At 58.9% G+C, this 22,765-nt stretch carries 22 protein-coding genes; 14 read left to right on the top strand and 8 right to left on the bottom strand.

The features are described from left to right. Positions 1 to 82 precede the first annotated feature (82 nt). The 5 genes from ACIPY9_RS10645 to ACIPY9_RS10625 all read left to right on the top strand — a co-directional run bounded on the left by ACIPY9_RS10645 (position 83) and on the right by ACIPY9_RS10625 (position 5,736). Positions 83 to 1,123, top strand: a complete 1,041-nt coding sequence (locus tag ACIPY9_RS10645) for a glycine betaine/L-proline ABC transporter ATP-binding protein (protein WP_400700267.1) — start codon at positions 83 to 85, stop codon at positions 1,121 to 1,123. 45 nt (positions 1,124 to 1,168) lie between these two features. Further along, complete coding sequence (gene proW / locus ACIPY9_RS10640; protein WP_400700265.1) at positions 1,169 to 2,134, top strand: glycine betaine/L-proline ABC transporter permease ProW; 966 nt, start codon at positions 1,169 to 1,171, stop codon at positions 2,132 to 2,134. A gap of 67 nt (positions 2,135 to 2,201) precedes the next feature. Next, positions 2,202 to 3,230, top strand: coding sequence for a glycine betaine/L-proline ABC transporter substrate-binding protein ProX (gene proX / locus ACIPY9_RS10635; protein WP_400700263.1), 1,029 nt, complete (start codon positions 2,202 to 2,204; stop codon positions 3,228 to 3,230). Between the two features lie 73 nt (positions 3,231 to 3,303). Next, positions 3,304 to 4,641, top strand: coding sequence for an MmgE/PrpD family protein (locus ACIPY9_RS10630; protein ID WP_400700261.1), 1,338 nt, complete (start codon positions 3,304 to 3,306; stop codon positions 4,639 to 4,641). A 48-nt stretch (positions 4,642 to 4,689) separates the two neighbouring features. Further along, positions 4,690 to 5,736, top strand: coding sequence for a GlxA family transcriptional regulator (locus ACIPY9_RS10625; RefSeq protein ID WP_400700259.1), 1,047 nt, complete (start codon positions 4,690 to 4,692; stop codon positions 5,734 to 5,736). On the opposite strand, the gene ACIPY9_RS10620 is transcribed toward ACIPY9_RS10625, so the two are convergent. The 8 genes from ACIPY9_RS10620 to ACIPY9_RS10585 form a co-directional block, all read right to left on the bottom strand. After that, complete coding sequence (locus ACIPY9_RS10620) at positions 5,706 to 9,332, bottom strand: transporter substrate-binding domain-containing protein (protein WP_400700257.1); 3,627 nt, start codon at positions 9,330 to 9,332, stop codon at positions 5,706 to 5,708. The genes ACIPY9_RS10625 and ACIPY9_RS10620 overlap by 31 nt on opposite strands. Before the next feature lie 38 nt (positions 9,333 to 9,370). Next, positions 9,371 to 9,997 carry a response regulator gene (locus ACIPY9_RS10615; RefSeq protein WP_400700255.1) on the bottom strand — a complete coding sequence of 209 codons (627 nt, stop codon included), beginning with the start codon at positions 9,995 to 9,997 and terminating at the stop codon, positions 9,371 to 9,373. 336 nt (positions 9,998 to 10,333) lie between these two features. Continuing rightward, positions 10,334 to 10,732, bottom strand: coding sequence for a response regulator (locus tag ACIPY9_RS10610; protein ID WP_400700253.1), 399 nt, complete (start codon positions 10,730 to 10,732; stop codon positions 10,334 to 10,336). Between the two features lie 210 nt (positions 10,733 to 10,942). Continuing rightward, positions 10,943 to 12,274 carry a deoxyguanosinetriphosphate triphosphohydrolase gene (locus ACIPY9_RS10605; RefSeq protein WP_400700376.1) on the bottom strand — a complete coding sequence of 444 codons (1,332 nt, stop codon included), beginning with the start codon at positions 12,272 to 12,274 and terminating at the stop codon, positions 10,943 to 10,945. A gap of 67 nt (positions 12,275 to 12,341) precedes the next feature. Then, entirely contained in the window at positions 12,342 to 13,505 is a 1,164-nt protein-coding gene (locus tag ACIPY9_RS10600; RefSeq protein ID WP_400700251.1) for an EAL domain-containing protein, read from the bottom strand. A gap of 103 nt (positions 13,506 to 13,608) precedes the next feature. Then, on the bottom strand, positions 13,609 to 13,950 hold the full coding sequence (locus ACIPY9_RS10595; protein WP_400700249.1) for a hypothetical protein: 342 nt from the start codon (positions 13,948 to 13,950) through the stop codon (positions 13,609 to 13,611). Beyond that, a complete protein-coding gene (locus ACIPY9_RS10590) occupies positions 13,947 to 14,339 on the bottom strand; it encodes a phage holin family protein (RefSeq protein WP_400700247.1) in 393 nt (130 codons plus the stop codon). The genes ACIPY9_RS10595 and ACIPY9_RS10590 overlap by 4 nt, the downstream gene beginning before the upstream one ends. A gap of 4 nt (positions 14,340 to 14,343) precedes the next feature. Further along, on the bottom strand, positions 14,344 to 14,658 hold the full coding sequence (locus ACIPY9_RS10585) for a YqjD family protein (RefSeq protein ID WP_400700245.1): 315 nt from the start codon (positions 14,656 to 14,658) through the stop codon (positions 14,344 to 14,346). A gap of 326 nt (positions 14,659 to 14,984) precedes the next feature. Here ACIPY9_RS10585 and ACIPY9_RS10580 point away from each other — a divergent pair, with 326 nt between their 5' ends. From ACIPY9_RS10580 to pcaC, 9 genes are all read left to right on the top strand, one after another. Beyond that, the gene (locus tag ACIPY9_RS10580) at positions 14,985 to 16,070 is read left to right on the top strand and encodes an acyltransferase family protein (protein ID WP_400700243.1); all 1,086 of its coding nucleotides are present in this window, start codon (positions 14,985 to 14,987) and stop codon (positions 16,068 to 16,070) included. A 79-nt stretch (positions 16,071 to 16,149) separates the two neighbouring features. Further along, entirely contained in the window at positions 16,150 to 16,773 is a 624-nt protein-coding gene (locus ACIPY9_RS10575; protein ID WP_400700241.1) for a hypothetical protein, read from the top strand. A 93-nt stretch (positions 16,774 to 16,866) separates the two neighbouring features. Further along, entirely contained in the window at positions 16,867 to 17,106 is a 240-nt protein-coding gene (locus tag ACIPY9_RS10570) for a glutaredoxin family protein (RefSeq protein ID WP_400700239.1), read from the top strand. Between the two features lie 37 nt (positions 17,107 to 17,143). After that, positions 17,144 to 18,073 (top strand): pca operon transcription factor PcaQ, encoded by a 930-nt coding sequence (gene pcaQ / locus ACIPY9_RS10565; RefSeq protein WP_400700237.1) that lies wholly within the window; start codon positions 17,144 to 17,146, stop codon positions 18,071 to 18,073. 128 nt (positions 18,074 to 18,201) lie between these two features. After that, positions 18,202 to 18,921: a protocatechuate 3,4-dioxygenase subunit beta gene (gene pcaH, locus ACIPY9_RS10560; protein WP_400700235.1), complete on the top strand. Its 720-nt coding sequence runs from the start codon at positions 18,202 to 18,204 to the stop codon at positions 18,919 to 18,921. A 12-nt stretch (positions 18,922 to 18,933) separates the two neighbouring features. Then, the gene (gene pcaG / locus ACIPY9_RS10555) at positions 18,934 to 19,536 is read left to right on the top strand and encodes a protocatechuate 3,4-dioxygenase subunit alpha (RefSeq protein ID WP_400700233.1); all 603 of its coding nucleotides are present in this window, start codon (positions 18,934 to 18,936) and stop codon (positions 19,534 to 19,536) included. Positions 19,537 to 19,607: 71 nt separating this feature from the next. After that, positions 19,608 to 20,957 (top strand): MFS transporter, encoded by a 1,350-nt coding sequence (locus ACIPY9_RS10550; protein WP_400700231.1) that lies wholly within the window; start codon positions 19,608 to 19,610, stop codon positions 20,955 to 20,957. 23 nt (positions 20,958 to 20,980) lie between these two features. Further along, positions 20,981 to 22,342: a 3-carboxy-cis,cis-muconate cycloisomerase gene (locus ACIPY9_RS10545; protein ID WP_400700229.1), complete on the top strand. Its 1,362-nt coding sequence runs from the start codon at positions 20,981 to 20,983 to the stop codon at positions 22,340 to 22,342. Then, entirely contained in the window at positions 22,339 to 22,737 is a 399-nt protein-coding gene (gene pcaC, locus ACIPY9_RS10540; protein ID WP_400700227.1) for a 4-carboxymuconolactone decarboxylase, read from the top strand. Before ACIPY9_RS10545 ends, pcaC begins: the two co-directional genes overlap by 4 nt. Positions 22,738 to 22,765 lie beyond the last annotated feature (28 nt).

Here is a 22,765-nt window from a genome sequence, read left to right as displayed (position 1 = left end):
GCTCTTACAGGTTCTTACATTGACCTGAACACAGCCATGTCTGTTTTCAGGTCTTTCATAGCGTTCGCAGAGGGAAGGGATTATGAGTCTTGCTGACGAAATACTCTCGGTAAGGAATATCTATAAAGTCTTTGGCCCGCAGCCAAAACTCGCCATGGATATGCTGGGGCAGGGTGCCGACAAGAACGAGATTTTCAATAAGACCGGGCAGGTGGTCGGTGTTTTCGATGCGACATTTTCCGTCATGCGAGGGGAGATTTTCGTCATCATGGGGCTGTCCGGCTCCGGGAAGTCGACCATGGTTCGACTCTTCAACCGGTTGATCGAGCCCACTTCCGGCACGATTCATCTCAATGGCAAGGAAATTACCGGCCTTTCGGATGAAGCGCTGCTGGATGTCAGGCGCAAGGACATGAGTATGGTGTTCCAGTCCTTTGCGCTGATGCCGCACATGAGTGTGCTGGACAATGCCGCCTTTGGCCTGGAGGTCTCCGGTGTCGGTCAGGAAGAGCGACATGCCCGGGCACGTGATGCCTTGAAGCAGGTGGGCCTGACCGGACATGAATACAGCTACCCGCATCAGTTGTCCGGAGGCATGCAGCAGCGTGTCGGCCTGGCCCGTGCGCTGGCGAACGATCCTGCGATTCTGCTGATGGACGAAGCCTTTTCGGCGCTTGACCCGCTGATTCGCAGCGAGATGCAGGGCGAGCTGATCCGGCTGCAGGCCGAACAGCATCGCACCATCATCTTCATTTCCCATGACATCGAAGAGGCCATCCGGATCGGGCATCGGATCGCGATCATGGAAGGTGGTCGCGTTGTGCAGATCGGCTCGCCCCAGGAACTGTTGTGCAATCCGGTCAATGATTACGTCAGGGCGTTCTTCAAGGGGTTCGATGCCTCGAAGATCCTTCGGGCCGGCGACGTTGCACGCATCAGCGACGAGTATCCCCGTCACGACGACAGAGCCCGGCCGACATTGCGCGCCGATTCGCCTCTGCAGGATGTGCTTCATATCGTTGCCAATGAGCCACACCCCGTGGCGGTCCTGGATAAGCAAGGCGTATTCAAGGGCACCATCTCCAAGAGTCAGTTACTGCAGACAATGAGCCGCCATTCATAGTGCCCGCTGTGCGCTTTGTCAGGCTCGGAAACTCAGGTATCCAATATGTCCGATTTCAATGTTCTAGATCCGTTCCAGACCTTCACTGTCCCTCTTGGTCAGTGGGTTGAGGTCGTTCTCAACTACATGGTTCACAACTTCCGGGAGGTCTTCAGGTCCATCCGGTGGCCCGTGGATCAGATCCTCAATGGCATTCAGTATTGCCTGCTCTCCATCCCGCCTACCGTGTTCATAGTCTTTTCCGCACTGCTGGGCTGGCAGATCGGGGGCAAGAGGGTGGGTGTCCTGTGTTTCACCACGCTCACGCTGCTGGGGTTGATCGGGGTCTGGAACGACGCGATGACAACGCTGGCTCTGGTGCTCACGTCACTGGTCTTCTGCGTGGTGATCGGTGTTCCCCTGGGGGTTCTCTGCGCCCGCAGCGATCGACTGGAAAAGCTGCTGCGTCCCGCTCTGGATGCGATGCAGACGCTACCGGCCTTTGTCTATCTCGTCCCTGTCGTGATGCTGTTCGGTATCGGCAACGTGCCGGGCGTGCTGGTCACGATCATTTTCTCGATTGCACCTCTGGTCAGGCTGACCAACCTGGGTATCCGGCAAGTCCCGGAGGACAAGGTGGAAGCGGCCAGGGCCTTTGGGTGCACCCGGCGTCAAATGCTGGTCAAGGTGCAGTTGCCGCTGGCGGCTCCCACGATCATGGCCGGTCTGAATCAGGCGTTGATGCTCTCGCTGTCAATGGTGGTGATCGCATCGATGATTTCCGTGGGAGGGCTTGGCCTGATGGTACTGCGCGGCATCGGTCGTCTGGACATGGGGCTTGCGACCGTGGGAGGCCTGGGACTCGTGCTGCTGGCCATCTTCCTTGATCGCCTGACCCAGGCCATGGGCGAGCGCAGCAATAAAGCCGTCAAGGGTGAGCACTGGTATCAGACCGGGCCGATAGGGCTGCTTTTCAAACTTAAAAAAAAGACTGAAACCTCCTCACCTGTAGCGCGTTTAAAAGAAAGTTGAGAGGTCCGGAAGTAATGACTTCCACGCTGAGCACCTGCCCTTATTCAACCATGCAAGGTAGATGACGATGAGTTCCGAACGCTGCAATTCCAAAGCAAGAAAACTCTGTTTGACGGCGCTGCTCGCCATGGCTCTGGCCCCTGTCTTCACGTTTGCCGCTCCCGTACAGAATCCAGGTAAAGGCACATCCGTCACGCCTATTTTCCCGACGATTGCCGAAGAGCGTTTTCGGGGCGAGGTCGCCATGGCCGGTCTCAAGGAACTGGGTTATGACGTCAAGCAGCCCAAGGAAACCGACTACCCGGCCATGATGCTGGCGCTCTCCTATGGCGATGCCGACTTTACCGTGCATGAATGGGAGAAACTGCATGCCGCCTTTTATGCCAAGGCGGGAGGTGACGACACTCTGGTCAAGGTCGGCAATATCATGCCGGGTGTGTTGCAGGGCTACATGATCGACAAGAAAACGGCAGAGCAATACAACATCACGTCCATCACCGATCTGAAAAAGCCGGAAATTGCCAAGCTGTTCGATAGCAACGGCGACGGCAAGGCTGACATGACCGGTTGCAACCCGGGCTGGGGATGCGAGGTCATGGTCGAGCATCACATGAAGGCATACGGCCTGGAAAAGACCGTCACGGATAATCGGGGGTCTTACTTCGCGCTGATGGCCGACACCATTTCCCGTTATCAGGAAGGTAAACCCATTCTCTACTTCACCTGGGTGCCGCAATGGATCTCGACGGTGCTGGTCGAGGGGAGGGATGTCGTCTGGCTCAGTGTTCCTTACACGGATCTTCCTGGCGGGAAGAACGATGTCGACACCGATTACAAGGGAAAGAATCTGGGGTTCCCGATCGACACCATTCGTGCGGTTCTGAGCAAGGAGTTTGCCGAAAAGAACCCGGCGGCCGTCAAGTTTCTCTCCGAGATGCAAATCACGACCGAAGACGAAAGTGCCCAGAACCTGAAAATGCACAAGGGTGAAAATACTCCGGCCGATATCAAACGGCATGCGGCCGAATGGATTGCTGCGCATCGTGCGGCCTATGACGGCTGGCTGGCGGATGCCCGGGAGGCAGCGAAGAAATAGCCTCCCTTTCCACCGGCGAGAGGTTGCTCTGTACGGGCAACCTTTGTCTTGCATCCCTGATGGAAGAGCATGCATGTCACTTTACTCGTTTGTTCAGCAGTTCAAGTTCGCCGAAGCCCCCATCGAGACGCGCAAGCGCCTTGAAATCTGTCTGCTGGATATCATCGGTGTTGCGGCCGGAGCCAGAGAAAACCAGACCAGCAAGATGTTGAAGGACTTTGCTGTTGAGCATTTTCCGGCCACTTCGCTGGCAAGTCGTCTGTGGTTCGATGGCCGGGCCGTGCATCCGCATGGCGCGGGTTACGCCGGTGGATTCAGTATCGATAGCCTGGACGCCCATGAAGGCCACTTCACCTCGAAAGGCCACGCTGGCGCAACGGTGGTTCCCGCGATCATTGCGCTGGTCGATGCGTTCCGCGCGCAAGGCAAGACGATCAGTGGCGAGGAATTGTCGAGTGTGCTGGCCATCGGTTATGAGACGGCATTGAGGGCGGGTCAGTCGCTCATGGCGACAGCGCCGGAATACCATGCGTCTGGCGCCTTTTCAGGCATCGGTGTCGTCTGTGCGGGGGCGAGGCTGCTCGGTCTGGATGAAGACACTTTTCATCATGCATTGGGCATCGCCGAATACTTTGGCCCTCGGTGTCCCATGATGCGTTTGATCGATCATCCGTCGATGCTGCGAGATGCCCACGGTGCGGGTGCCTATGCGGGCATCAGTGCGCTGTTGATGGCGCGTGCCGGAGTGACCGGCGCTCCGGCTGCAACCGTGGCATCGGGCAATGTCGCCCGGTTCTGGGAGGATATCGGTCAACGCTGGGAAATCGATCGGCAATACTTCAAACCCTGGCCGGTCTGTCGGTGGGCACAACCTGCGTTGACCGCCATGACGGCATTGATGGGCGCGCACCCGGACATCATCCCTGAAGCTGTCGAAGCGGTTGAGGTCGAAACCTTTCATGAGTCCATGCGTTTGCAGGGGCATCGCCCGCAATCCGCCGACGAGGCTCAATATGCATTGGCTTTTCCGCTGGCGGCGCTGATTGCGCGAGGACGCCTGAGTGCGGGAGAGGTCACGGGAGCGTCCATTCATGCCCCGGATATCCTGAGCATCAGCGATCGCATCGTCATTGGTGAGGCCACGGACCTTTCCGCCAGGTTCCCCGAGGAAATTCTGTCGCGAGTAACGGTCCGGCTCAAGGACGGCACATGTTTCACCAGTCCGACGACCGCCGCGAAAGGCGACCCGGAAAACCCGCTTTCTGCAGAAGAGCTTCTTGAAAAGTACCGCGCCTATAGCCAGTACAGCCTGGGCATGACCCGAAGTCGAGCGCTGGAGGCGTGTGTTTCAGGTCTGGCTGGCCGCGCCGATTGCGCCGCATTGCTGGATTTGTTGCTGTCACCTCTCTGACAGGCAAGGGATGCTGACGTTTCACCGCCCGGTTTAAGGCTTTCAGTCATGACCTATGTTTTTGAAAGTGTGCTCAAGAGTCAGAACAGGCTTTATTCATCCCCGGAGAAAGGAGAGGCCGGCAGGCGTAAGGCCATTCGCGTGGCGTTCATCATGATGGACAATTTTTCGATGATGTCTTTTGCGGGCGCGATGGATGTGCTTGTGACTGCAAACCTGATGAGTGATGACCCCGTGTTTGACATCGTCAGGGTCGGATTGGCGGGGCAGAGCGCCATGAGTGATCTCGGCATTGCCATCCCGACCGATCTGGAGCTGGAAGCGTTACGCGGGCGGCTGGACCTGCTGATGGTTGTCGGCGGATTGCGGGTGGATCTGACGATGAGCCCTTGTCTGCGACGCAAGCTTGAGGCCGCGGTAGCTGGCGGGGCGATTCTGGGCGGGTTGTGGAACGGTGCCTACTTTCTGGCGGACGCACAGTTGATGGATCGGTATGCATGCGCCTTTCACCCGGACGGACGCGCTGCCATGGCGGATGCTTTTCCCAATGTGCGGATCTGCGACCGCAGTCATGTCATCGATCATGACCGGGCGACATGTGCAGGGGCGAGCAGTTCTCTGCGCATGATGCTGGAGCTTGTCCGTCTTCTGAAGGGCAATCAGCTGACTCAAGCCATTGAAGAGGTTCTGGGGTGTGATGAGCATCCACTGGTGACCGGTATTTCCTCGGTTTCGGTCGATAAGGACCCGACCTTGCCGCAATCCCTGAAACTGGCACTGGAACTGATGCAACAGAACATCGAGGAGCCCTTGAGCATTCCGGAGCTGGCTTCATGCACCGGGATTTCCAGACGTCAGCTGGAGCGCCGCTTCTTCCGCTTCGTGGGCGCGACGCCCTCCCGATACTATCTTGAGCTGCGCTTGACCCGGGCCCGGCAGTTGGTCCTGCAGACCAACAGGTCCATAACGGAAATCGCCATGGCCACGGGATTCGTCAGCCTTCCCCATTTTCAGAAACGGTTTCGCGACTTCTTCAATGCTGCGCCTGGAAGTTATCGGAGCACTTATGAGCGACGCAAGTCGTGTAAGGCTTGAGCTTCCGAGTCCAGGCTCTGCTGTCTGATCAATGCGTTCTCAAGGGCCAGCATGGCGCTGTCGACCTCCCGGTGACAGGCTTCGAGCACCACGACGTCACTGGCGACCTTGCAGGCTTCCTCAAGCGCTTCGCAGGCCTCGATGACCTGTGAGGCGCTGATGATTCGCGCAGCGCCCTTGATCCTGTGTGCCATCTCGCCAATCTCCTTGCCGTTGCCTTCGAGCATCAGATCCGCGAGTGACTGACGGTCTTCCTGGCTACTGCGCAGCAGTTGCTCCAGAAGACGCTGGACCATTTCCGGACGGGCTGCGGTCAGGTTGCTGACGCTGGTCATGCTGAAGGGCAGCGTGGCAGAAGAGGGGGGGAGACGGGGCACGTTGTCCAGTCGCTCGCTGAGGGCGTTCAGGCTGATGGGCTTGAACAGACAATCATCCATTCCTGCCTGGAGGCAGCGCTGGATTTCTTCAGGCTGGGCATTGGCAGTGAATCCCCAGACCGTACAGTGCGAGAGGTTTTCTGCCTGTTCGCGGGCTCTGATTGCACGGGCAAGCTCGTAACCATTCATGACCGGCATGTTGCAGTCGGCAATCACCAGATCGAATGGCTCGGCAAGCCAGCGCTCAAGCCCTTGAGCCCCCTGTTCGGTCATTTCGCAACGATGCCCGAGAAAGCCCAGTTGCTGGCAGAGCAGCAGCCTGTTGGCCGGATGATCGTCGACGATCAGGATATGCAGGGCTTCGGAAAGCCGGGATGGTTCTTCAGCCGGAGGAGGGGAGGAAGCCAGCGGTTCCAGAGTGGTCAGCCTGAGTGTCATGTGTGCCTGCGTGCCCTGGCCGGGCTCGCTGCTCAGGGTGAGTGCCCCGCCCATCATCTGACAGAGGCTGCGGCAGATGACCAGCCCCAGGCCTGCCCCCGCACGGGCCATCTGCCTGTTGTTGTCGGCCTGTGCAAAAGGCTCGAACAGGCGTTGCAGGTCTTCGGCGTCGATGCCGATGCCGCTGTCCTGAACGGTCACGTTCAGGAGCAACTGCTGTGCATTTGCATCATGTTCGGCCAGCAGGGTGATCGTGACCGTGCCCTCATGGGTGAACTTGATTGCATTGCTGATCAGATTGGAAAGAATCTGTTTGAAGCGCAGGGGATCGATCAGCACATCGGTATTGATCCGGCTGTCGAGCGCCAGTTGCAGACTCAGGTTCTTTTGCCGCGCCAGGCCATCGAATACACGGGTGACCGACTCCACCAGTTGCCGCAGATTGGCGCGTTCGGGGCTGAGGGTCAGCCGTCCGGATTCGATGCGGGCGATGTCGAGAATGTCCCCGATCAGCTCCAGCATGTCTCGGGCCGAGCTGTAGGCCACTTCGATGGCGGAACGGTCCAGAGCGCCCTGGTCTGCACGCTTGAGGGCCAGTTCCAGCATGCCGATCACGGCATTCATGGGGGTGCGGATTTCATGGCTCATGGTAGCGAGAAAAGTGCTCTTGGCCCGGCTGGCATTGTCAGCCTGTTCCTTGGCCGCCTGCAGCTCCTCGATCAACTGGCGGCGTTCACTGATATCGATCCAGCCACCGATGATGCCCTGCACTTCGCCCAGAGAGTCACGGAACGGCAGGATCCAGTGGTAAATGGTCAACTGGCGTTCACCGATATGCAGGGACCGGTCGAGAATCAGTGCAGTGTTGCTGGCCATGACGCGCTGGTAATCGGCGGCGTATTCCCGTGCCTCGAATTCATTGCTCAGGACACCTTCGGTCGCACTCTTGCCGATGATGTCTTCCTTGCGTGCCGAGAACGAGTCGAGGTAGCTGTCATTGCACATGCGCAGCAGGCCCTGGCGGTCACGGACATAGATCGGGTGGGGCGTGCCGTTGACCAGGGCGCCCATGAATTCGAGCTGATCGTTCAGGGCCCGTTCTGCCGCTTCCCGCTGTTTGATCTGGCGTCGCATGTAAGCGTTCCAGGCCAGCAGGCCCAGCAGGATCAGGCTGGCACCGATCAGGATCTGATAGATCAGCCCCTGATAGTGGTGCCAGTCGACCCCGGCCGGAGGGTAGGCACGCCAGCGATTGTTGATGACGGCCATATCCTGTGGCGCAATGCTGGACAGGGCCTTGTCGAGAATCGAGTTCAGTTCGACGGCATCGCGTGAAGCCGCCATGGAGATCAGCGCCGGATCTTCACCCACCGTTGCCGTGATTTGCAGCTTATCCTCGAATATCCCGGCAGACAGGAAGTAGTTGGCGCTGAGCAATGAAGTGATCGCCCCGTCCACCCGGCCCATGGCAAGCATGTCCAGCGCCTGGAAAGGGTTGTCGATCTCCACGGCGGCAATCCCGGGGAACTCGCGCTGCAACCACGGCAACAGCGGGCTGCCCTGGGTGATCGCAACACGTTTGTTGTTCATGTGCTCCAGATAGGACGGGGCATCCGGTGCCTTGCGGGTTATCAGGACGAACGAGTTGTCGATATAGGGGCGACTGAACCTCAGCTGCGCCTCGCGTGCATCACTCGACACCATGGCTCCGATCATGTCCGCATGCCCCTGGATGACCTGATTGATCATGTCGCTTGAGCCGGAGGCGCGTACGACCTCGAAGCGCAGGCCCGTGCGCAGGCGTATCAGCTCCAGAAGGTCGGCGGTAATGCCGCGAAAGTTTCCACCGGTATCGAAGAATGTCAGCGGGGCGTAGGTTTCGTTGACGGCCACGCGCACGGTCGGGTGCCGGGCAATCCAGCGCTCCTCGCGTTGCGTCAGTTGCAGCTTCTGATCGGTCGGCATCAGGTCGCTGCCAGCGTTCCAGCGCTTGGCTATGTCGATACGCTCATCGACCGGAATGGCCTTGAGTGTCTGGTTGACGATGTCCAGCAAGGGGGTGTTGTCGTTGTTGACGGCAAAACTGAAGCCATTGGCTTCGTGCTTGCCGAAATTGGCCATTTGCACATTGTTCAGATACCCCTTGTTGATGACATACCGGGTGGAAATGGTGTCGCCGAGAAAGACATCGGCCTGATTGAAAGCCACGGCATTGATCGCGCTCTGGAAAGAAGGGTATGTCTGCAGGATGGCGTCGGGGTACAGCGCCTCGACAGCGGCGTTCGGCAAGTAGTGATAGACCATGCTCAGGCGCATGCCCTTCAGCCCTTCGGTCAGCGGGCGTGTTTCACCTGTGCGGGTCACCAGGACAGGCTGGTCCACAGCGTAGGGTTGTGACAGCCTGATGTTGCTGTCCATCGCCTCGAAACCGTTGGCACTGCCCAGAAGGTCGATTCGGCCTTGGGTAAGGGCGTCCATTGCCGCCGCACGACTGTCGAAGCGCTGGACCTTGACAGGCACGTCCAGTGCCCGGGAGAGGATGCCGGCATAATCGGCCGTAACGCCTTCATAGTCGTTGCCGGAAAGGGTGATGTCGAAGGGGGGGTAGTCCGGTGCCGAGGTGCCAAGCACCAGCTCGCGCTTGTTGCGAATCCATTGCCACTGTGTGTTGTCGAGCTTCACGTCCATGTGAGCCGGACTGGAGCGGCCGAGCAGGGTGTAGGGGACTGCTGCCTCGAGGTCGGAATGGAAGCTCCAGCCCAGGCATATGCTTGTTGCCATTATCAGAAAATGTTTAAGGCGCTTGGGCATCCGGGTTCTCACACTAGCGCGTTGCGTTTTGCCATCTCGATAAGTTCTACCAAGGTCTTCGTTTTAAGTTTCTGCATGAGTCGCGTCTTGTAAGTGCTGACGGTCTTGTTACTGAGAAACATGCCTTTGGCTATTTCCTTGTTGGAACGGCCCTGGGCAAATAACTGCAGTACCATCAGTTCGCGATCATTTACCAGTTTGAACAGTTCGATTTCGCTGGGCTGGCCATCTTCGCCAATGGCCGGGGTCAATGCCTGACTGGGAAAGTAATTGTAGCCGGATAATACCGCCTTCACCGAACTGAGCAGTTCGCTCAGGTCTTCCTGTTTGCATACATACCCCGCGGCCCCGGACTGCATGCAGCGAATCGCGAAGATGTTGGGGGTCTGTGAGGTCAGTACGAGAATCTTCGATGACAGGCCCATGCTGTTGAAGCGGGCCAGCACCTCCAGCCCGTCGAGCTTGGGAATGCTGATGTCGAGGATGATCAGATCGGGTGTGCATTCGCGAACCATCTGCATGGCGTCCACGCCATTATCGGTTTCGCCGACCACTTCATAGTTTTCGTTTTCCAGCAGCATCCTGACGGCCAGGCGAATAATGGGATGATCGTCGATGATAAAAACTGAGTTCATATTTCAATCCATACAAGCAGCGAATAAAGCGCGCACCTTAGCTCAGATGTTCGGGCAGGCACATGAATAGACCCGGTCGGCAGCTATATATAGGAAAGTTCCTACAGTAATTAGAGTATCGGAGTACGTAAAAGCCCACGCCGGGCTTCAGGTAATTAAAAAGTGCAGCCTGTACTAGTGTGTGAGTTGGTTATCGAGTTTCATGTTGTTTATTCTGTTTGGGAATTATCCTTCACCGGAAACATCTTTAACCTACAGGTTGAAGGCGTTTTGGGCGGCACAGGGCCGCTTGTTTCTTTGGTGAAGGCGTGTAGTTCCATCTGAAGGGGCTGGTTGTCAGTGCCCGGCAGGCAACTTTTTCAGCAGTCGGGAGAGATCCGGGCCATGCAAGGGCTTGCTGAGACAGCCGAGTAGAGGAAGCCCGCGCTGCAGGGCCTGCGCTTCCAGCTCTTGCAACTGCAGCGGGTCCAGCCCGCTCAGGAGAATGGCCTGCCGGATGAACCCCTTGAGGCAGGCACGCTCGATCAGCTCGAACCCCATGAGGTCGGGCAGGCACTGATCGCACAGGAGAAGGTCGTAGGGCTCCAGACTGCGCTCCATGGCCGTCATGGCTTCCAGGGCATTCAGTGCGGGTGTCAGCAGGAAATACCCCTGGTTGTTCAGCAGGATCTGGGTGGCGATCAACTGAAAGGGGTGATCCTCTACCAGCAGGATTCGCAGGTCGTTTTTAAACATGGGGGTTCCGGCAAGGCGGCAGAGAGCCTCGTGGGCTGGGGGATAAGGGGCCGGGACGGCCGTTACAGTGCCGGGATTATTAGGGGCTTTGAGGAAAGTGGGCGATAGGACATTTTTGGCTGATATGTAGGGCGTTTCTGAAGTTGTTGTGTGCGCTTGAGTGGTGAACACATGACCCGGCCTTGAGTCATGTGTTCGGTTCGCCAGTGATCAGATCTGCCCCGAGCGTCCGGTCATTTCCCTGGCCATTTCTGTGGCGTAGCTGTCGGTCATTCCGGCGATGAAGTCGATCATGCGCAGGAACGAGGTGTGCAAGGGCGCCTTGGGGTCCGGTGCGCTGTTGCCCAGCAGGTCAAGGATGCGCCGGTTCTTGAACGAAGGCGTGCGACCGCCGAACTGTTCGACAGCCGCCCCGCAGAAGGCATTCAGCAGGATTTCCAGCGTGGTGTAGGCCCCGATCTCATGCAGTGTCTTGCGCTTGTCCTGGAAAATCTTCTTGCGGGCCATGTCCTTGGCGCTCAATACACAGCGTTTGGCCGGTCCGTGCATGTGTTCCACCAGATCGCCCGTCAGCGTGCCGCTCAGCAAGGCGTCCTGTTGTTCCACGAACGCACGGGCTGCCGCATTGGTCAGGTGTTCGATGGCCTTGCCGCGCAGAATGGCCAGCTTGCGACGGCGCGAGTCGGTCGGACCCAACTGGCGATAGGTTTCGGGCAGGTCGTCGCCGACCAGACCAAGCAGCAGTGACTCCACTTCGGCGTAGTCCAGCAGCTCCATTTCCAGGCCGTCTTCCAGATCGATCAGGGCGTAGCAGATGTCGTCGGCCGCCTCCATCAGATAAACCAGCGGATGGCGTGCCCAGCGTTGATCTTCAAGTTGTGGCAAGCCCAGTTTGTGGGCGATCTGCTCAAGGATCGGCAGTTCGCTCTGATAACACCCGAACTTGTGCTTCTTGTAGCCCAGAGAGTCGGCATGCCGGGCTGTCCAGGGGTATTTCAGATAGGTGCCCAGGGTGGCGTAGGTCAGGCGGGTACCGCCGTCGAACTGGTGGTATTCCAGTTGGGTCAGGACACGAAACCCTTGGGCATTGCCTTCGAAATTGAGGAAGTCGTTGCGCTCCGTCTCGCTCATGGCATCGAGCCAGCCGCGTTTGGCCGCCTGATTGAACCAGTTGCGAATCGCGTCTTCGCCCGAATGGCCGAATGGCGGGTTGCCAATGTCATGGGCCAGACAGGCTGATTGCACCACCATGCCCAGATCGCTGGGGTCGCACCAGTCAGGCAGGGCGCTGCGCAGGGTTTCTCCGACGCGCATGCCCAGGGAACGGCCGACGCAACTGACTTCCAGCGAGTGGGTCAGGCGCGTATGAATATGGTCGTTGCTCGACACGGGATGGACTTGTGTCTTGCGCCCCAGCCGTCGGAACGCACCCGAAAAGATGATGCGGTCATGGTCTTTGTGGAAAGGGCTGCGGCCCAGTTCTTCAGGACTGTGCAGCGGTTTGCCAAGTCGTTCGCGGTTAAGCAGGGTCTGCCAATCCAAGGCGGTCACTCCGTTATTCTTGAGACAGGCCTAGCTTCCCGGTTCGGCACCCTGACCGCAAGGCCTGTCACATCCCGGCGGCATCGATATCGATCAGCAACAGGCGATTGCCGTTGTCGAAGAACTGGCCGGCCGTGAGGCAATACTGGTTGCTGGTCGCGTCGCGATAGGTGTTGGACAGGGTCAGCCGCCGTTCGTCCCAGCCTTCTGCCAGCAGATGGTAGAAATACGGACGCCATGACCAGTTATGCCCCAGGTAGCGGCTGTCGGCATGCCAGCCACCATTGAGCCACTCCAGATTAGGGGTGAGCTGGGTGCCGTGACGGTCACACTGATAAAAGCGCAACAGCCATGGATAGTCCTGCAACTGTGGCAACTCGCTGACGGGCAGTTTCTTCTCTGCCCAGTGTTGCAGCAGGTGCATCAGCTGGACCAACTGCTTGCGCAGTGTCATCAGCCGGGCACGTTCGGCGACCTTTTGCAGCACATAGCGATCACGCAGTCCGGCAAATTGCCGGACGAAGGCATCGGCGGCAAAAAAATCCGGCTCGCCCCTGGCGAACAGGTAGCCCTGGACATAGCGTGAGCCGCATTCCAGGGCAAAATCCAGTTCGGCTTCGGTTTCCACACCTTCTGCGATGATCCAGCAGCCAGTCTTTTCTGCCATCAGGGCCAGGGCCTTGACGACATCACTGCTCGGGCCGCCCCTTGCTGCTGCCTGAAACAGTCGCATGTCGAGTTTGAGAATGTCCGGTTGCAGGGCCAGGACGCGATCGAGTTGCGAGTAACCGGCTCCGAAATCATCGATGGCGATGCGGGCACCGGCTTCGCGATAGCGTTTCACGACATCGGCCAGGCGCTGAGGGTCGCCGTCGACTTCGGTGATTTCAAACACGATCCGTTCGGGAGGAATGTTGTGTTGATGCAGTTGCTCAAGGCTGGGAAGCGCCTGACCCGGACGCAGGCGACTGATCCAGCGGGGTGAAATGTTCAGGCTCAGAAACCAGTCGTCGGGGGCTTCGTGCAAACGGCTCAGGGCATTGTCACGGATGAGCCGGTCAAGGCGACGCAGATCGGCGGCAGGCACTTTCGGATCACAGAACAATGGACCGACCGAATGTAACTGACCATCGCTCCTGGACAGTCGTCCCAACGCTTCAACACCCGCAATACGGCCAGTCGCGGTATCGATGAATGGCTGAAAGCAGGCAAGTGGTTGCCCCTTTATCACATGGCCCTCCTTAGTGGCATCACGTCTGCAGCACAAAGGCCTGCCCCGGATATACCGGGGAGGCCTTTTGTCGCCGTTTGCAAGAATGCAGCCAAAGAAGAGGTCAGGGCTTGTCTGTGCGGTTTTGCAAGGCCACCTTGAGCAGTGGCAGCAGGGTGACACCCAGTTTGATCATGCGGCTCAAGGTACTGACTCGTCCGCTTCTGGCCCCTTTGCCGCCGAGGAAACCGAGCAGGGCGACGGCACCGACTCCCCACAATGGCGCATGCTTGATGCCCAGTGCGCCTTGCCAGTCGTTTTTCAGACCGCGCACCCGTTGCAAGGGTTGCAGCAGGTGCGCCGATTCATGGCGTATTTCCTGACGATGCATTTCCATGCGCAGCCGGATCAGCGCCTTGCGCAATTCGCGTCGGGTATTGCCGCTGTGCGACTTCGGTTCATTCATGGCATCAGTCGCTCGCGGTCGTTGGCCAGTTCTTCAAGTGTTGCACTGAAAGGCGAAGACTCGTCGAAGATGGCTTCTTTCAGGCGCAGGCCGCAGAACAGCGCCGCCAGGAAATAGAAACAGCACAGGCCGATGATGCCGGCCAGGCGGTAGCTGTCCCAGAGGATGATCAGTAACAGGGCCGACAGCCCGGTCAGCAGCAACAGGGCAAACACCAGCGCCAGCCCGGCGAACAGCAGCAGTGACAGGGTGCGGGCTTTCTGCTCCTGCAATTCGATGCCGAACAGTTCGACATGGCTGTGCAACAGGCCGAGGAAGGCGGCACCCAGACGCCGTGGCGAAGAACTCTGGTTGGCCTTGGGCGATTCCGATTCGGTTCCGAGGCTCATGGGATCAGCGCCTTGTCGCCAGCAGACCGAGAATGAACCCGACACCTGCCGCGATTCCCACCGACTGCCACGGGTTGTTCTGGACGTAATCTTCGGTGGCGACAATCGTTGCCTTTCCACGCTCGCGAAGGGACTCCTCGGTCAGCTTCAGGGTTTCCCGGGCACGCAGCAGGCTTTCGTGAATCTGGCTGCGCAGTTCGTCTGCCTGATCGCCTGCCAGGGTAGCGGTGTGCTCAAGCAGCTTCTCGGTGTCGGCGACCAGGGTCTGAAAGTCGGCCATCAATATTTCCTGGGCACTCTGTGCTGTTTGGCGAGCCATGGTTTTCTCCGTCAGTGGCGTTATAGGGGTTCGAGTACAGTGAATTCCCGAAGGTTCATTTCAATTGTTGCACTTGCCCGGCGCGAATGAGCATAGCGTCTGACTTATGTTGGTGCGCGATGGACCGTCATTCAAGATCATGCATTGTCGAGGATCTGGGTGGATTGTGCCTTCTTTCCGTTGACTGGCTTCTCTATTGCCGTGCAGGAGAGAGGCCGAAGGGTTTCATAATTGAAACGCTTGGCTATGCTCTCTATCGAATCGTAGGCTCGGTAATGGGATGTTGCGTTACCGGGCGGCAGTGTCGGTCAGTGATGGAGAAGGGCATGGAGCGGCTGTATTCCCTGCAAGGGCTCAGGGGCGTGGCGGTGTTGGGCGTCGTTCTGTTCCATATGATGTCATTGGAGGCGAGGTTTTCCGGGGGCGATATTCTTCTGCCGCCTTTTATCGATTTCTTTCAACTGGGCGTCGACCTGTTTTTTGTCATCAGCGGTTTCGTGATGGTGATCGTCAGCCGCGGGCGTTTTCAGAATGGCGTCGAAGCTCAGCGTTTCCTGTTCAACCGTGTCTCGCGGATCTATCCCACCTACTGGCTGTATTTCTTTATCACGCTGGGTGTCTATCTGGTGATGCCCGGCATGGTCAACAGCGGTCATGGTTCGTCGAATCTGTTGATGTCCTTCCTGTTGCTGCCCAACGAGAAGGTTCTGCTGGTGATGGTGGCCTGGTCGCTGTTGTTCGAGCTGTGGTTCTATCTGGTGTTTTCCGGGTTTCTGCTGTTCCGGGAGCGCAGCCTGCCGTTGATGCTGTCGATCTGGGCGTTGATCATCGTTGTCTTCAATGCCCTGGATGACTGGCAGGACTATTCCCCGGCGCTGAAAATCATCCTGCATCCCTATTCCCTGGAGTTCATCATCGGCGTGGCGCTGGCGCTGTTCTTTTACGGGCCGCACAGCGCAAAGCTACCGACTTCGAGTGTCTGGGCCTTGCTGGGTGCTGCATTGCTGGTGGGGATTCCGTTGATCGGCGTCTACCGCTTATACGACAGCCAGGGGCTGTTCCGGATGTTCGCCGTCGGCATCACCTTCGGCGCTCTTGTGTTGACGCTGGCCTTGCTGGAGCGACGCAAGAAGATCTCAATGCCCCGATTCCTGATTGCTGTCGGCGACATGTCCTACACCGTCTATCTCTCGCATTTGCTGGTATTGGGCGTGATAGGTCGTGTCTGGGGCATGGTGGGCGCCTGGCCCGAAAGCTATCTGGATAACCTGTTCTTCGCTTCGCTGATGATGGCGGCCGTGGTGTGTTACGGCTGGGTGGGCTATCGCTGTTTCGAGAAACCGGTGCTCGACCGTGCCAATGCGTTCGCTAAACGGCGCTTCAGATCCGACGCCCGGATGGTGGGGTCATAGAAAATCATGTCTGGCGACCGGGCATGGTTTCTGGTGTGATGTGCCGTCTATTTAATGGTCATGATCAGGAGACGTGCCGATGGGGCTACAGGCGCTGACGCCTTATGGCGGGATTAGCGTCATGCTTCCGGCCGCTCTGGTCATTGGAGGCTGGCTGTGGACCACTCGATCCAGAGCCGCCGCCTTGTTGTGGGGCCTGACCCTGCTGGTGACGTACTCGATCGTGGTGGCCAGCAAAATCCTGTTCAAGGGCTGGGGCGTTGCATTGGACAGCCTGGGGATCTATGTCCTCAGTGGCCACGCCATGAATACCAGCCTGGTCCTGACCGTAGGGGCAAGCCTGCTGGCCAGGCAGGTTCATCACCGATTACGCTGGCCTGCCGCCGGGCTGGGGTTGTTGCTCGGCTGGCTGTTCAGCCTCTACTGCGTTGCTCCCTTCATTCACCCTCTGGCCGAAGCCGTCGCCGGTGCCTTGCTGGGCTCTCTTGCCGCGTGCGTGTTCCTGATCTGTCTGGAGAGTCATGCCAGCGCACGGATTCCTTCTGCGGCCGTTGTGGCGGGCCTGTTGTTCATCGCCATCAGCAGCACGACCACCCAATACAATGCCGAGAAGCTGCTCGACCGGATTTCAATGAAAATGTCCGGGGCGCAAGAGGCCTTCAGGCAGCCCGACTGGCGACAGCAGCCCCGGTCATTGCAGTAGCCGCTTCCTTCGCGTCGCTCGAAAACATTTCATGTAGCGCCTAGAATGGCCCGTCTGTTACCCATTTCATTTTTTGTTCCAGAGGATGTTTTCATGCCTCCCGAATGCCAATTGTTCGGAACCCTGGGTTGCCATCTGTGCGAAGTCGCCGAAGCGATTCTGCTTCCACTGGTCGAGCATGGCCTGCTGGTCGAGTTGGTGGACATCGCTGAAAACGAGTCCCTGTTCGAGGACTATGGCCTGCGGATTCCCGTACTGCGGCGTATCGATACCGGTGCGGAACTGGACTGGCCTTTCGACAGTGAGCAGGTCGCGTTTTTCCTGAGCCAGTGAACCTGCTCATTTCCCTTTGCAGAAGGCCCGTCGTGCGTTGAATATCGATACCCGAATCAAGTTTCGTCATCTGGTGTGCTTCCTTGAAGTGGCGCGTCAGGGGAGTCTGGCGCGGGCTTGCGATGTGTTGGCAATCAGTCAGCCGGCCTTGTCCAAAAGCCTCAAGGAGCTGGAAACCCTGCTGGAAACCACCTTGTTCGTGCGCAGCAAGAGCGGTGCGGCCCTGACCGAAGCCGGTGTGGCATTCATGCGCTTTGCCGGGCCGAGCGTGCAGGCCTTGCGCGAGGGCGTCAGCAGCCTGCGTTCGGGTGAACACGACACCGTTACGGCCCGCCTGGGCGTGTTGTCGACCGCCGAAAGCCTGCTGGTGCCGGAAGTCATCGGCCGCTTGCATGAGCGGCATCCGGCTCTGGTCGTCAGTGTGATGACAGGCCCCAGCGCTTATCTGTTGTCGCAGCTCCGGGTCGGGGAGCTGGATCTGGTGGTCGGCCGCATGACCGACAGCCCACAGATCCAGGGCCTGACCTTCGAGCATCTGTACAACGAATCGATGACGCTGGTGGTGCGCAGCGATCATCCCTTGCTGGCCGCACCGCTCAGGCGCGAAAGCCTGGAGGATTTCCCGCTGGTTCTGCCATTGGCCGGCACCACCATCCGCAAGTTCGCCGACAGCCTGTTTGTGCAATACGGCATCCAGCCATCGCGGCAGCGCCTGGAAACCCTGTCACTGAGCCTTAGCCGACGTTACGTGCAGTGCAGCAATGCGATCTGGATTGCTCCGCTGGATGCCGTGCTGCAGGAGTTGCAGAGTGGAACACTGGTGGAGCTGGACATGGGGATTCGCGAGCCCGGCGGCTCCGTGGGGCTGTGCAGCAATCCGGCCTTGCCGCTGTCCCGGGCTGCCCAGTGGTGCGTCGATGAGTTGCGCGTGGTCGGGGAGGCCTATCGCGAAGGACGTTACACATAACCATTTGGTTATGGATGTTGCGATTATTTTCAATTTTCGATTGTTTACTGTCACGCGACACTTCGCCGCAGCCTGTAGCGCAAGTGATCGACGCTTGCGCCCTCCATAAAAAGAACAAGGAGAACGCCATGTCTGTCGCGGACAATAGCCGCTTCGTCACTCGGGACCGTAACTGGCATCCCAAGGCCCTGACACCCGATTACAAAACCTCGATCGTCCGTTCACCGCGTCAGGCGCTGGTGAGCATTCCTCAGTCGGTTTCCGAAGCCAGTGGTCCGGATTTTTCGCACCTGAAGTTCGGGCATCACGACAACGATCTGCTGCTCAACTTCAACCATGGCGGCTTGCCCATCGGTGAGCGCATCATCGTGGCTGGCCGGGTCTGTGACCAGTACGGAAAACCGGTCCCGAACACGCTGGTGGAGATCTGGCAGGCCAACGCCGGTGGCCGCTATCGCCACAAGCGCGACAGCTATCTGGCACCCATCGATCCCAATTTCGGCGGCGTGGGGCGTACCCTGACCGACAGTGATGGCAATTACAGTTTCCGCACCGTCAAACCCGGCCCGTACCCATGGCGCAACGGCCCCAACGACTGGCGTCCGGCGCATATCCACGTCTCGGTCAGCGGTCCGTCGATTGCCACCCGCCTGATTACCCAGCTGTATTTCGAGGGCGATCCGCTGATCCCGATCTGCCCGATCGTGAAGTCGATTGCCAATCCCGACGCGGTCCAGAGCCTGATTGCCAGACTCGACCTCGGCATGGGCAATCCGATGGATTGTCTGGCTTATCGCTTTGACATCGTTCTGCGCGGCCAGCGCAAGACTCACTTCGAAAACCGCTGAGGAGATCCTGACATGCCCGTTCAACTGTTGCAGGAAACCCCTTCGCAGACCGCTGGCCCTTACGTCCATATCGGTCTGGCGCTGGAAATCGCCGGTAACCCGACCCGCGAACTGGAAATCTGGAACGAGATGGCCAGGCCCGGCGCGCCAGGCGAACACATTCTATTGCTGGGAAATGTCTACGACGGTAATGGCCACCTGATTCGCGATGCCTTTCTGGAGTTCTGGCAGGCCGATCACACGGGGGCCTATGACAGCGCCTATGACCCGGACAAGCTGTTCAACGGCTTTGGCCGCACGGCGACAGGGGACGATGGCGTATGGACGATCAAGACCATCAAGCCTGGCGTCGTGTGCAATGCCGCGGGTGTGCCGATGGCGTCCCACATCAACGTTTCGCTGTTTGCACGCGGGATCAATATTCACCTGCAGACGCGGCTGTATTTCGATGACGAGCCGCAGGCCAATGCGGTCGATCCCGTGCTGAACCTGATCGAGCAGCCGTCACGTCGGGAAACCCTGATTGCCCGGCGTTGCAGCGTCGACGGTCAGTTGGCCTACCGCTTCGATATTCATGTGCAAGGTGAAGGGGAGACCGTGTTCTTCGACTTCTGATCCAGCTCCTTGCGTGCGTTGCATGGCGCCAGCATTGACTGGCGACTCTATAAAAATAAAAGGAAACATCCATGACGCTTTCAGCTCGCGGGCCCGCCACGGGCACGCTCGACGTGCAGGTTCTCATCAACAGCCAGCCGCTGTCGGGGTATCAGTGGCGGATTGTTGCATTGTGCTTTCTGATCGTTTTTCTCGACGGTCTGGATACGGCGGCCATGGGCTTCATTGCCCCGGCCTTGAGTCAGGATTGGGGCATCGAACGCTCCAGCCTCGGACCTGTGATGAGCGCAGCCTTGATCGGCATGGTGTTCGGTGCCTTGGGATCAGGCCCCTTGGCCGACCGTTTCGGACGCAAGATCGTGCTGGTGGGCGCGGTCTTTCTGTTCGGGCTTTTCAGCCTGCTTTCGGCTTACAGCACGAATATCGATCAACTGCTGATTCTGCGTTTGCTGACCGGGCTGGGACTTGGCGCGGCCATGCCCAATGCGACGACGCTGTTGTCCGAGTACACCCCGGAACGCCTCAAGTCTTTGCTGGTCACCAGCATGTTCTGCGGTTTCAACCTGGGCATGGCGTGCGGCGGGTTTGTCTCGGCAAAACTGATTCCCAGCCTGGGCTGGCACAGCCTGCTGATGCTTGGCGGGATTCTGCCGTTGCTGCTGGCCGTGGTGTTGATGCTCTGGCTGCCGGAGTCGGCGCGCTTTCTGGTGGTGCGCAATCGGGGCGTCGAGCGGATTCGCCAGGTGCTGTCGCCCATCGCACCTCTGGAAGTGGCGGGAGCAGGGGAGTTCAGTGTTCCGGAGCAAAAGAGCGTCAGCAGCCGCAATGTGCTGAAAGTGGTTTTTTCCGGCACCTACAGTGCAGGCACCTTGCTGTTGTGGCTGACCTATTTCATGGGGCTGGTGATCGTGTACCTGCTGACCAGCTGGCTGCCGACCCTGATGCGCGACAGCGGCGCGAGCATGGAGCAGTCGGCGTTCATTGGCGCCCTGTTCCAGTTTGGCGGCGTGCTCAGTGCGGTGGGTGTCGGCTGGGCCATGGACCGTTTCAATCCCCATAAGGTGATTGGAGCGGCCTATGCGCTGGCCGGTGTGTTTGCCTGGCTGGTCGGGCAAAGCCTGGGCAATGTCGCGTTGCTGGCGAGCCTCGTGCTGGTGGCCGGGATGTGCATCAATGGTGCGCAATCGGCAATGCCTTCGCTGGCTGCCCGGTTCTATCCGACCCAGGGCCGTGCCACGGGCGTTTCCTGGATGCTGGGCATTGGTCGTTTTGGCGCGATCCTGGGGGCCTGGGCCGGTGCAACCCTGCTGGGGCTGGGCTGGAACTTCGAGCAGGTCCTGACCGCGCTGGTCATTCCTGCTGCCCTGGCGGCATTGGCAATCGTGATCAAGGGTTGGGTCAGCCATGCGGATGCCACCTGATTTTTCAATTCTGGAGCGGTGATGTGAGCAGACCGAGCAATCAACTTTTCGATGCCTGTTTCACTCAGGCCGACATGCGCGGGATTTTCTCCGATGCCGGGCGAGTACAGGGCATGCTGGATTTCGAGGCTTCGCTGGCAAAGGCGCAGGCCCGAGTGGGGATGATTCCTCAGGACGTGGTGGCCGATATCGTGGCCAGTTGTCGTGCCGAACTGTTCGATTTCGATGCGCTGGCGCTCGCGATCGGCAATGCGGGCAACTCCGCGATTCCTCTGGTCAAGGCTCTGGGCAAGCAGATTGCCGCGGGTAACCCCGAAGCCGAGCGCTATGTGCATATGGGCGCTACCAGCCAGGACGTGATGGACACCGGGCTGATTCTGCAAGTACGCCGTGCCCTCGAACTGCTGGAACGTGACCTCGGGCAACTGGCCGAAAAACTGGCCGGGCAGGCGCAGCGTCATGCGCAGACGCCTCTGGCCGGGCGGACCTGGCTACAGCAGGCCACGCCGGTGACGCTGGGCATGAAAATCGCGGGCTGGCTGGGGGCTGTAACCCGTCACCGCCAGCGTCTGACGGAAATCAGACCGCGCTTGCTGTGCCTGCAATTCGGAGGCGCTTCCGGCAGTCTGGCGGCGCTGGGCGATCAGGCTTTTGCCGTCACAGAAGCCTTGGCCGAAGAGCTGCAACTGAATGTGCCGGAGCAGCCCTGGCATACCCAGCGTGATCGTCTGGTGGAGTTCGCCAGTCTGCTGGGCATGATTGCCGGAAGTCTGGGCAAGCTCGGCCGTGACATCAGCCTGTTGATGCAGACTGAGGTGGGAGAGGTATTCGAGCCGTCTGCACCTGGCAAGGGCGGTTCTTCGACCATGCCTCATAAACGCAATCCGGTGGGTGCCGCGGTGATGATCGGTGCCGCGACCCGTGCGCCGGGGCTGGTCGCCACCATGCTGACGGCCATGCCTCAGGAACACGAGCGCAGCCTTGGCCTGTGGCATGCGGAATGGGAAACCCTGCCCGAACTCTGCTGCCTGGTGTCCGGTGCGTTGCAACAGGCGTTGCTTGTCGTGCCGGGGCTTGAAGTCGACGAGCAGCGGATGCTGACGAATCTTGAGTCGACCCGGGGGCTGGTGCTGGCCGAAGCCGTCAGTATCGCACTGGCTCAACGTATCGGGCGCGATGCCGCCCATCATCTGGTCGAACAGAATTGCCGACGTGCCGTCCAGTCGGGCGTACATCTGCGCCAGGTGCTGGGCGAGGACCCGCAGGTCACCGCGCAACTCTCTTCCCGGGAACTGGATCGCCTGCTCGATCCTGCCCATTACCTGGGCCAGGCTCGACGCTGGGTCGAACGTGCCGTGGCTGAACACACAAGGATCACGCAATGAACGAAGAACAACGCTATCAGGCCGGCATGCAGGTTCGTCGTGCCGTACTGGGCGATGCCCATGTCGATAACAGCCTGAAGAAGCTGACCCCCTTCAACGAAGAGTTTCAGGAAATGATCACCCGCCATGCCTGGGGGGATATCTGGACCCGTCCTGGCCTGCCGCGTCATACCCGCAGTCTGATCACCATTGCCATGCTGATCGGCATGAACCGCGAAGGCGAGTTGCGTCTGCACCTGAAGGCCGCCAAGAACAATGGCGTGACCCGTGAGGAAATCAAGGAAGTGCTGATGCAGAGTGCGATCTATTGCGGCATTCCGGCCGCCAATGCGACGTTCCATCTGGCCGAAGAGGTGTGGGACGAGATGGGTGTGGAGTCCTTGAACAAGGCGTGAGGGGGCGGGCTGCCGGAGACATGATCCC

The organism is Pseudomonas sp. NPDC089734 (genome assembly GCF_044748865.1).
In the GTDB taxonomy this organism is placed as follows: domain Bacteria; phylum Pseudomonadota; class Gammaproteobacteria; order Pseudomonadales; family Pseudomonadaceae; genus Aquipseudomonas.
This window is presented reverse-complemented; position numbering and strand designations above follow the sequence as displayed.

What these genes read in the sequence shown, in the direction of transcription:
- ACIPY9_RS10645 (WP_400700267.1), top strand. Translation starts at nt 83, where the DNA reads ATGAGTCTTGCTGACGAAATACTCTCGGTAAGGAATATCTATAAAGTC.
- proW (WP_400700265.1), top strand. Translation starts at nt 1,169, where the DNA reads ATGTCCGATTTCAATGTTCTAGATCCGTTCCAGACCTTCACTGTCCCT.
- proX (WP_400700263.1), top strand. Translation starts at nt 2,202, where the DNA reads ATGAGTTCCGAACGCTGCAATTCCAAAGCAAGAAAACTCTGTTTGACG.
- ACIPY9_RS10630 (WP_400700261.1), top strand. Translation starts at nt 3,304, where the DNA reads ATGTCACTTTACTCGTTTGTTCAGCAGTTCAAGTTCGCCGAAGCCCCC.
- ACIPY9_RS10625 (WP_400700259.1), top strand. Translation starts at nt 4,690, where the DNA reads ATGACCTATGTTTTTGAAAGTGTGCTCAAGAGTCAGAACAGGCTTTAT.
- ACIPY9_RS10620 (WP_400700257.1), bottom strand. Translation starts at nt 9,332, where the DNA reads ATGGCAACAAGCATATGCCTGGGCTGGAGCTTCCATTCCGACCTCGAG.
- ACIPY9_RS10615 (WP_400700255.1), bottom strand. Translation starts at nt 9,997, where the DNA reads ATGAACTCAGTTTTTATCATCGACGATCATCCCATTATTCGCCTGGCC.
- ACIPY9_RS10610 (WP_400700253.1), bottom strand. Translation starts at nt 10,732, where the DNA reads ATGTTTAAAAACGACCTGCGAATCCTGCTGGTAGAGGATCACCCCTTT.
- ACIPY9_RS10595 (WP_400700249.1), bottom strand. Translation starts at nt 13,950, where the DNA reads ATGAATGAACCGAAGTCGCACAGCGGCAATACCCGACGCGAATTGCGC.
- ACIPY9_RS10590 (WP_400700247.1), bottom strand. Translation starts at nt 14,339, where the DNA reads ATGAGCCTCGGAACCGAATCGGAATCGCCCAAGGCCAACCAGAGTTCT.
- ACIPY9_RS10585 (WP_400700245.1), bottom strand. Translation starts at nt 14,658, where the DNA reads ATGGCTCGCCAAACAGCACAGAGTGCCCAGGAAATATTGATGGCCGAC.
- ACIPY9_RS10580 (WP_400700243.1), top strand. Translation starts at nt 14,985, where the DNA reads ATGGAGCGGCTGTATTCCCTGCAAGGGCTCAGGGGCGTGGCGGTGTTG.
- ACIPY9_RS10575 (WP_400700241.1), top strand. Translation starts at nt 16,150, where the DNA reads ATGGGGCTACAGGCGCTGACGCCTTATGGCGGGATTAGCGTCATGCTT.
- ACIPY9_RS10570 (WP_400700239.1), top strand. Translation starts at nt 16,867, where the DNA reads ATGCCTCCCGAATGCCAATTGTTCGGAACCCTGGGTTGCCATCTGTGC.
- pcaH (WP_400700235.1), top strand. Translation starts at nt 18,202, where the DNA reads ATGTCTGTCGCGGACAATAGCCGCTTCGTCACTCGGGACCGTAACTGG.
- pcaG (WP_400700233.1), top strand. Translation starts at nt 18,934, where the DNA reads ATGCCCGTTCAACTGTTGCAGGAAACCCCTTCGCAGACCGCTGGCCCT.
- ACIPY9_RS10550 (WP_400700231.1), top strand. Translation starts at nt 19,608, where the DNA reads ATGACGCTTTCAGCTCGCGGGCCCGCCACGGGCACGCTCGACGTGCAG.
- pcaC (WP_400700227.1), top strand. Translation starts at nt 22,339, where the DNA reads ATGAACGAAGAACAACGCTATCAGGCCGGCATGCAGGTTCGTCGTGCC.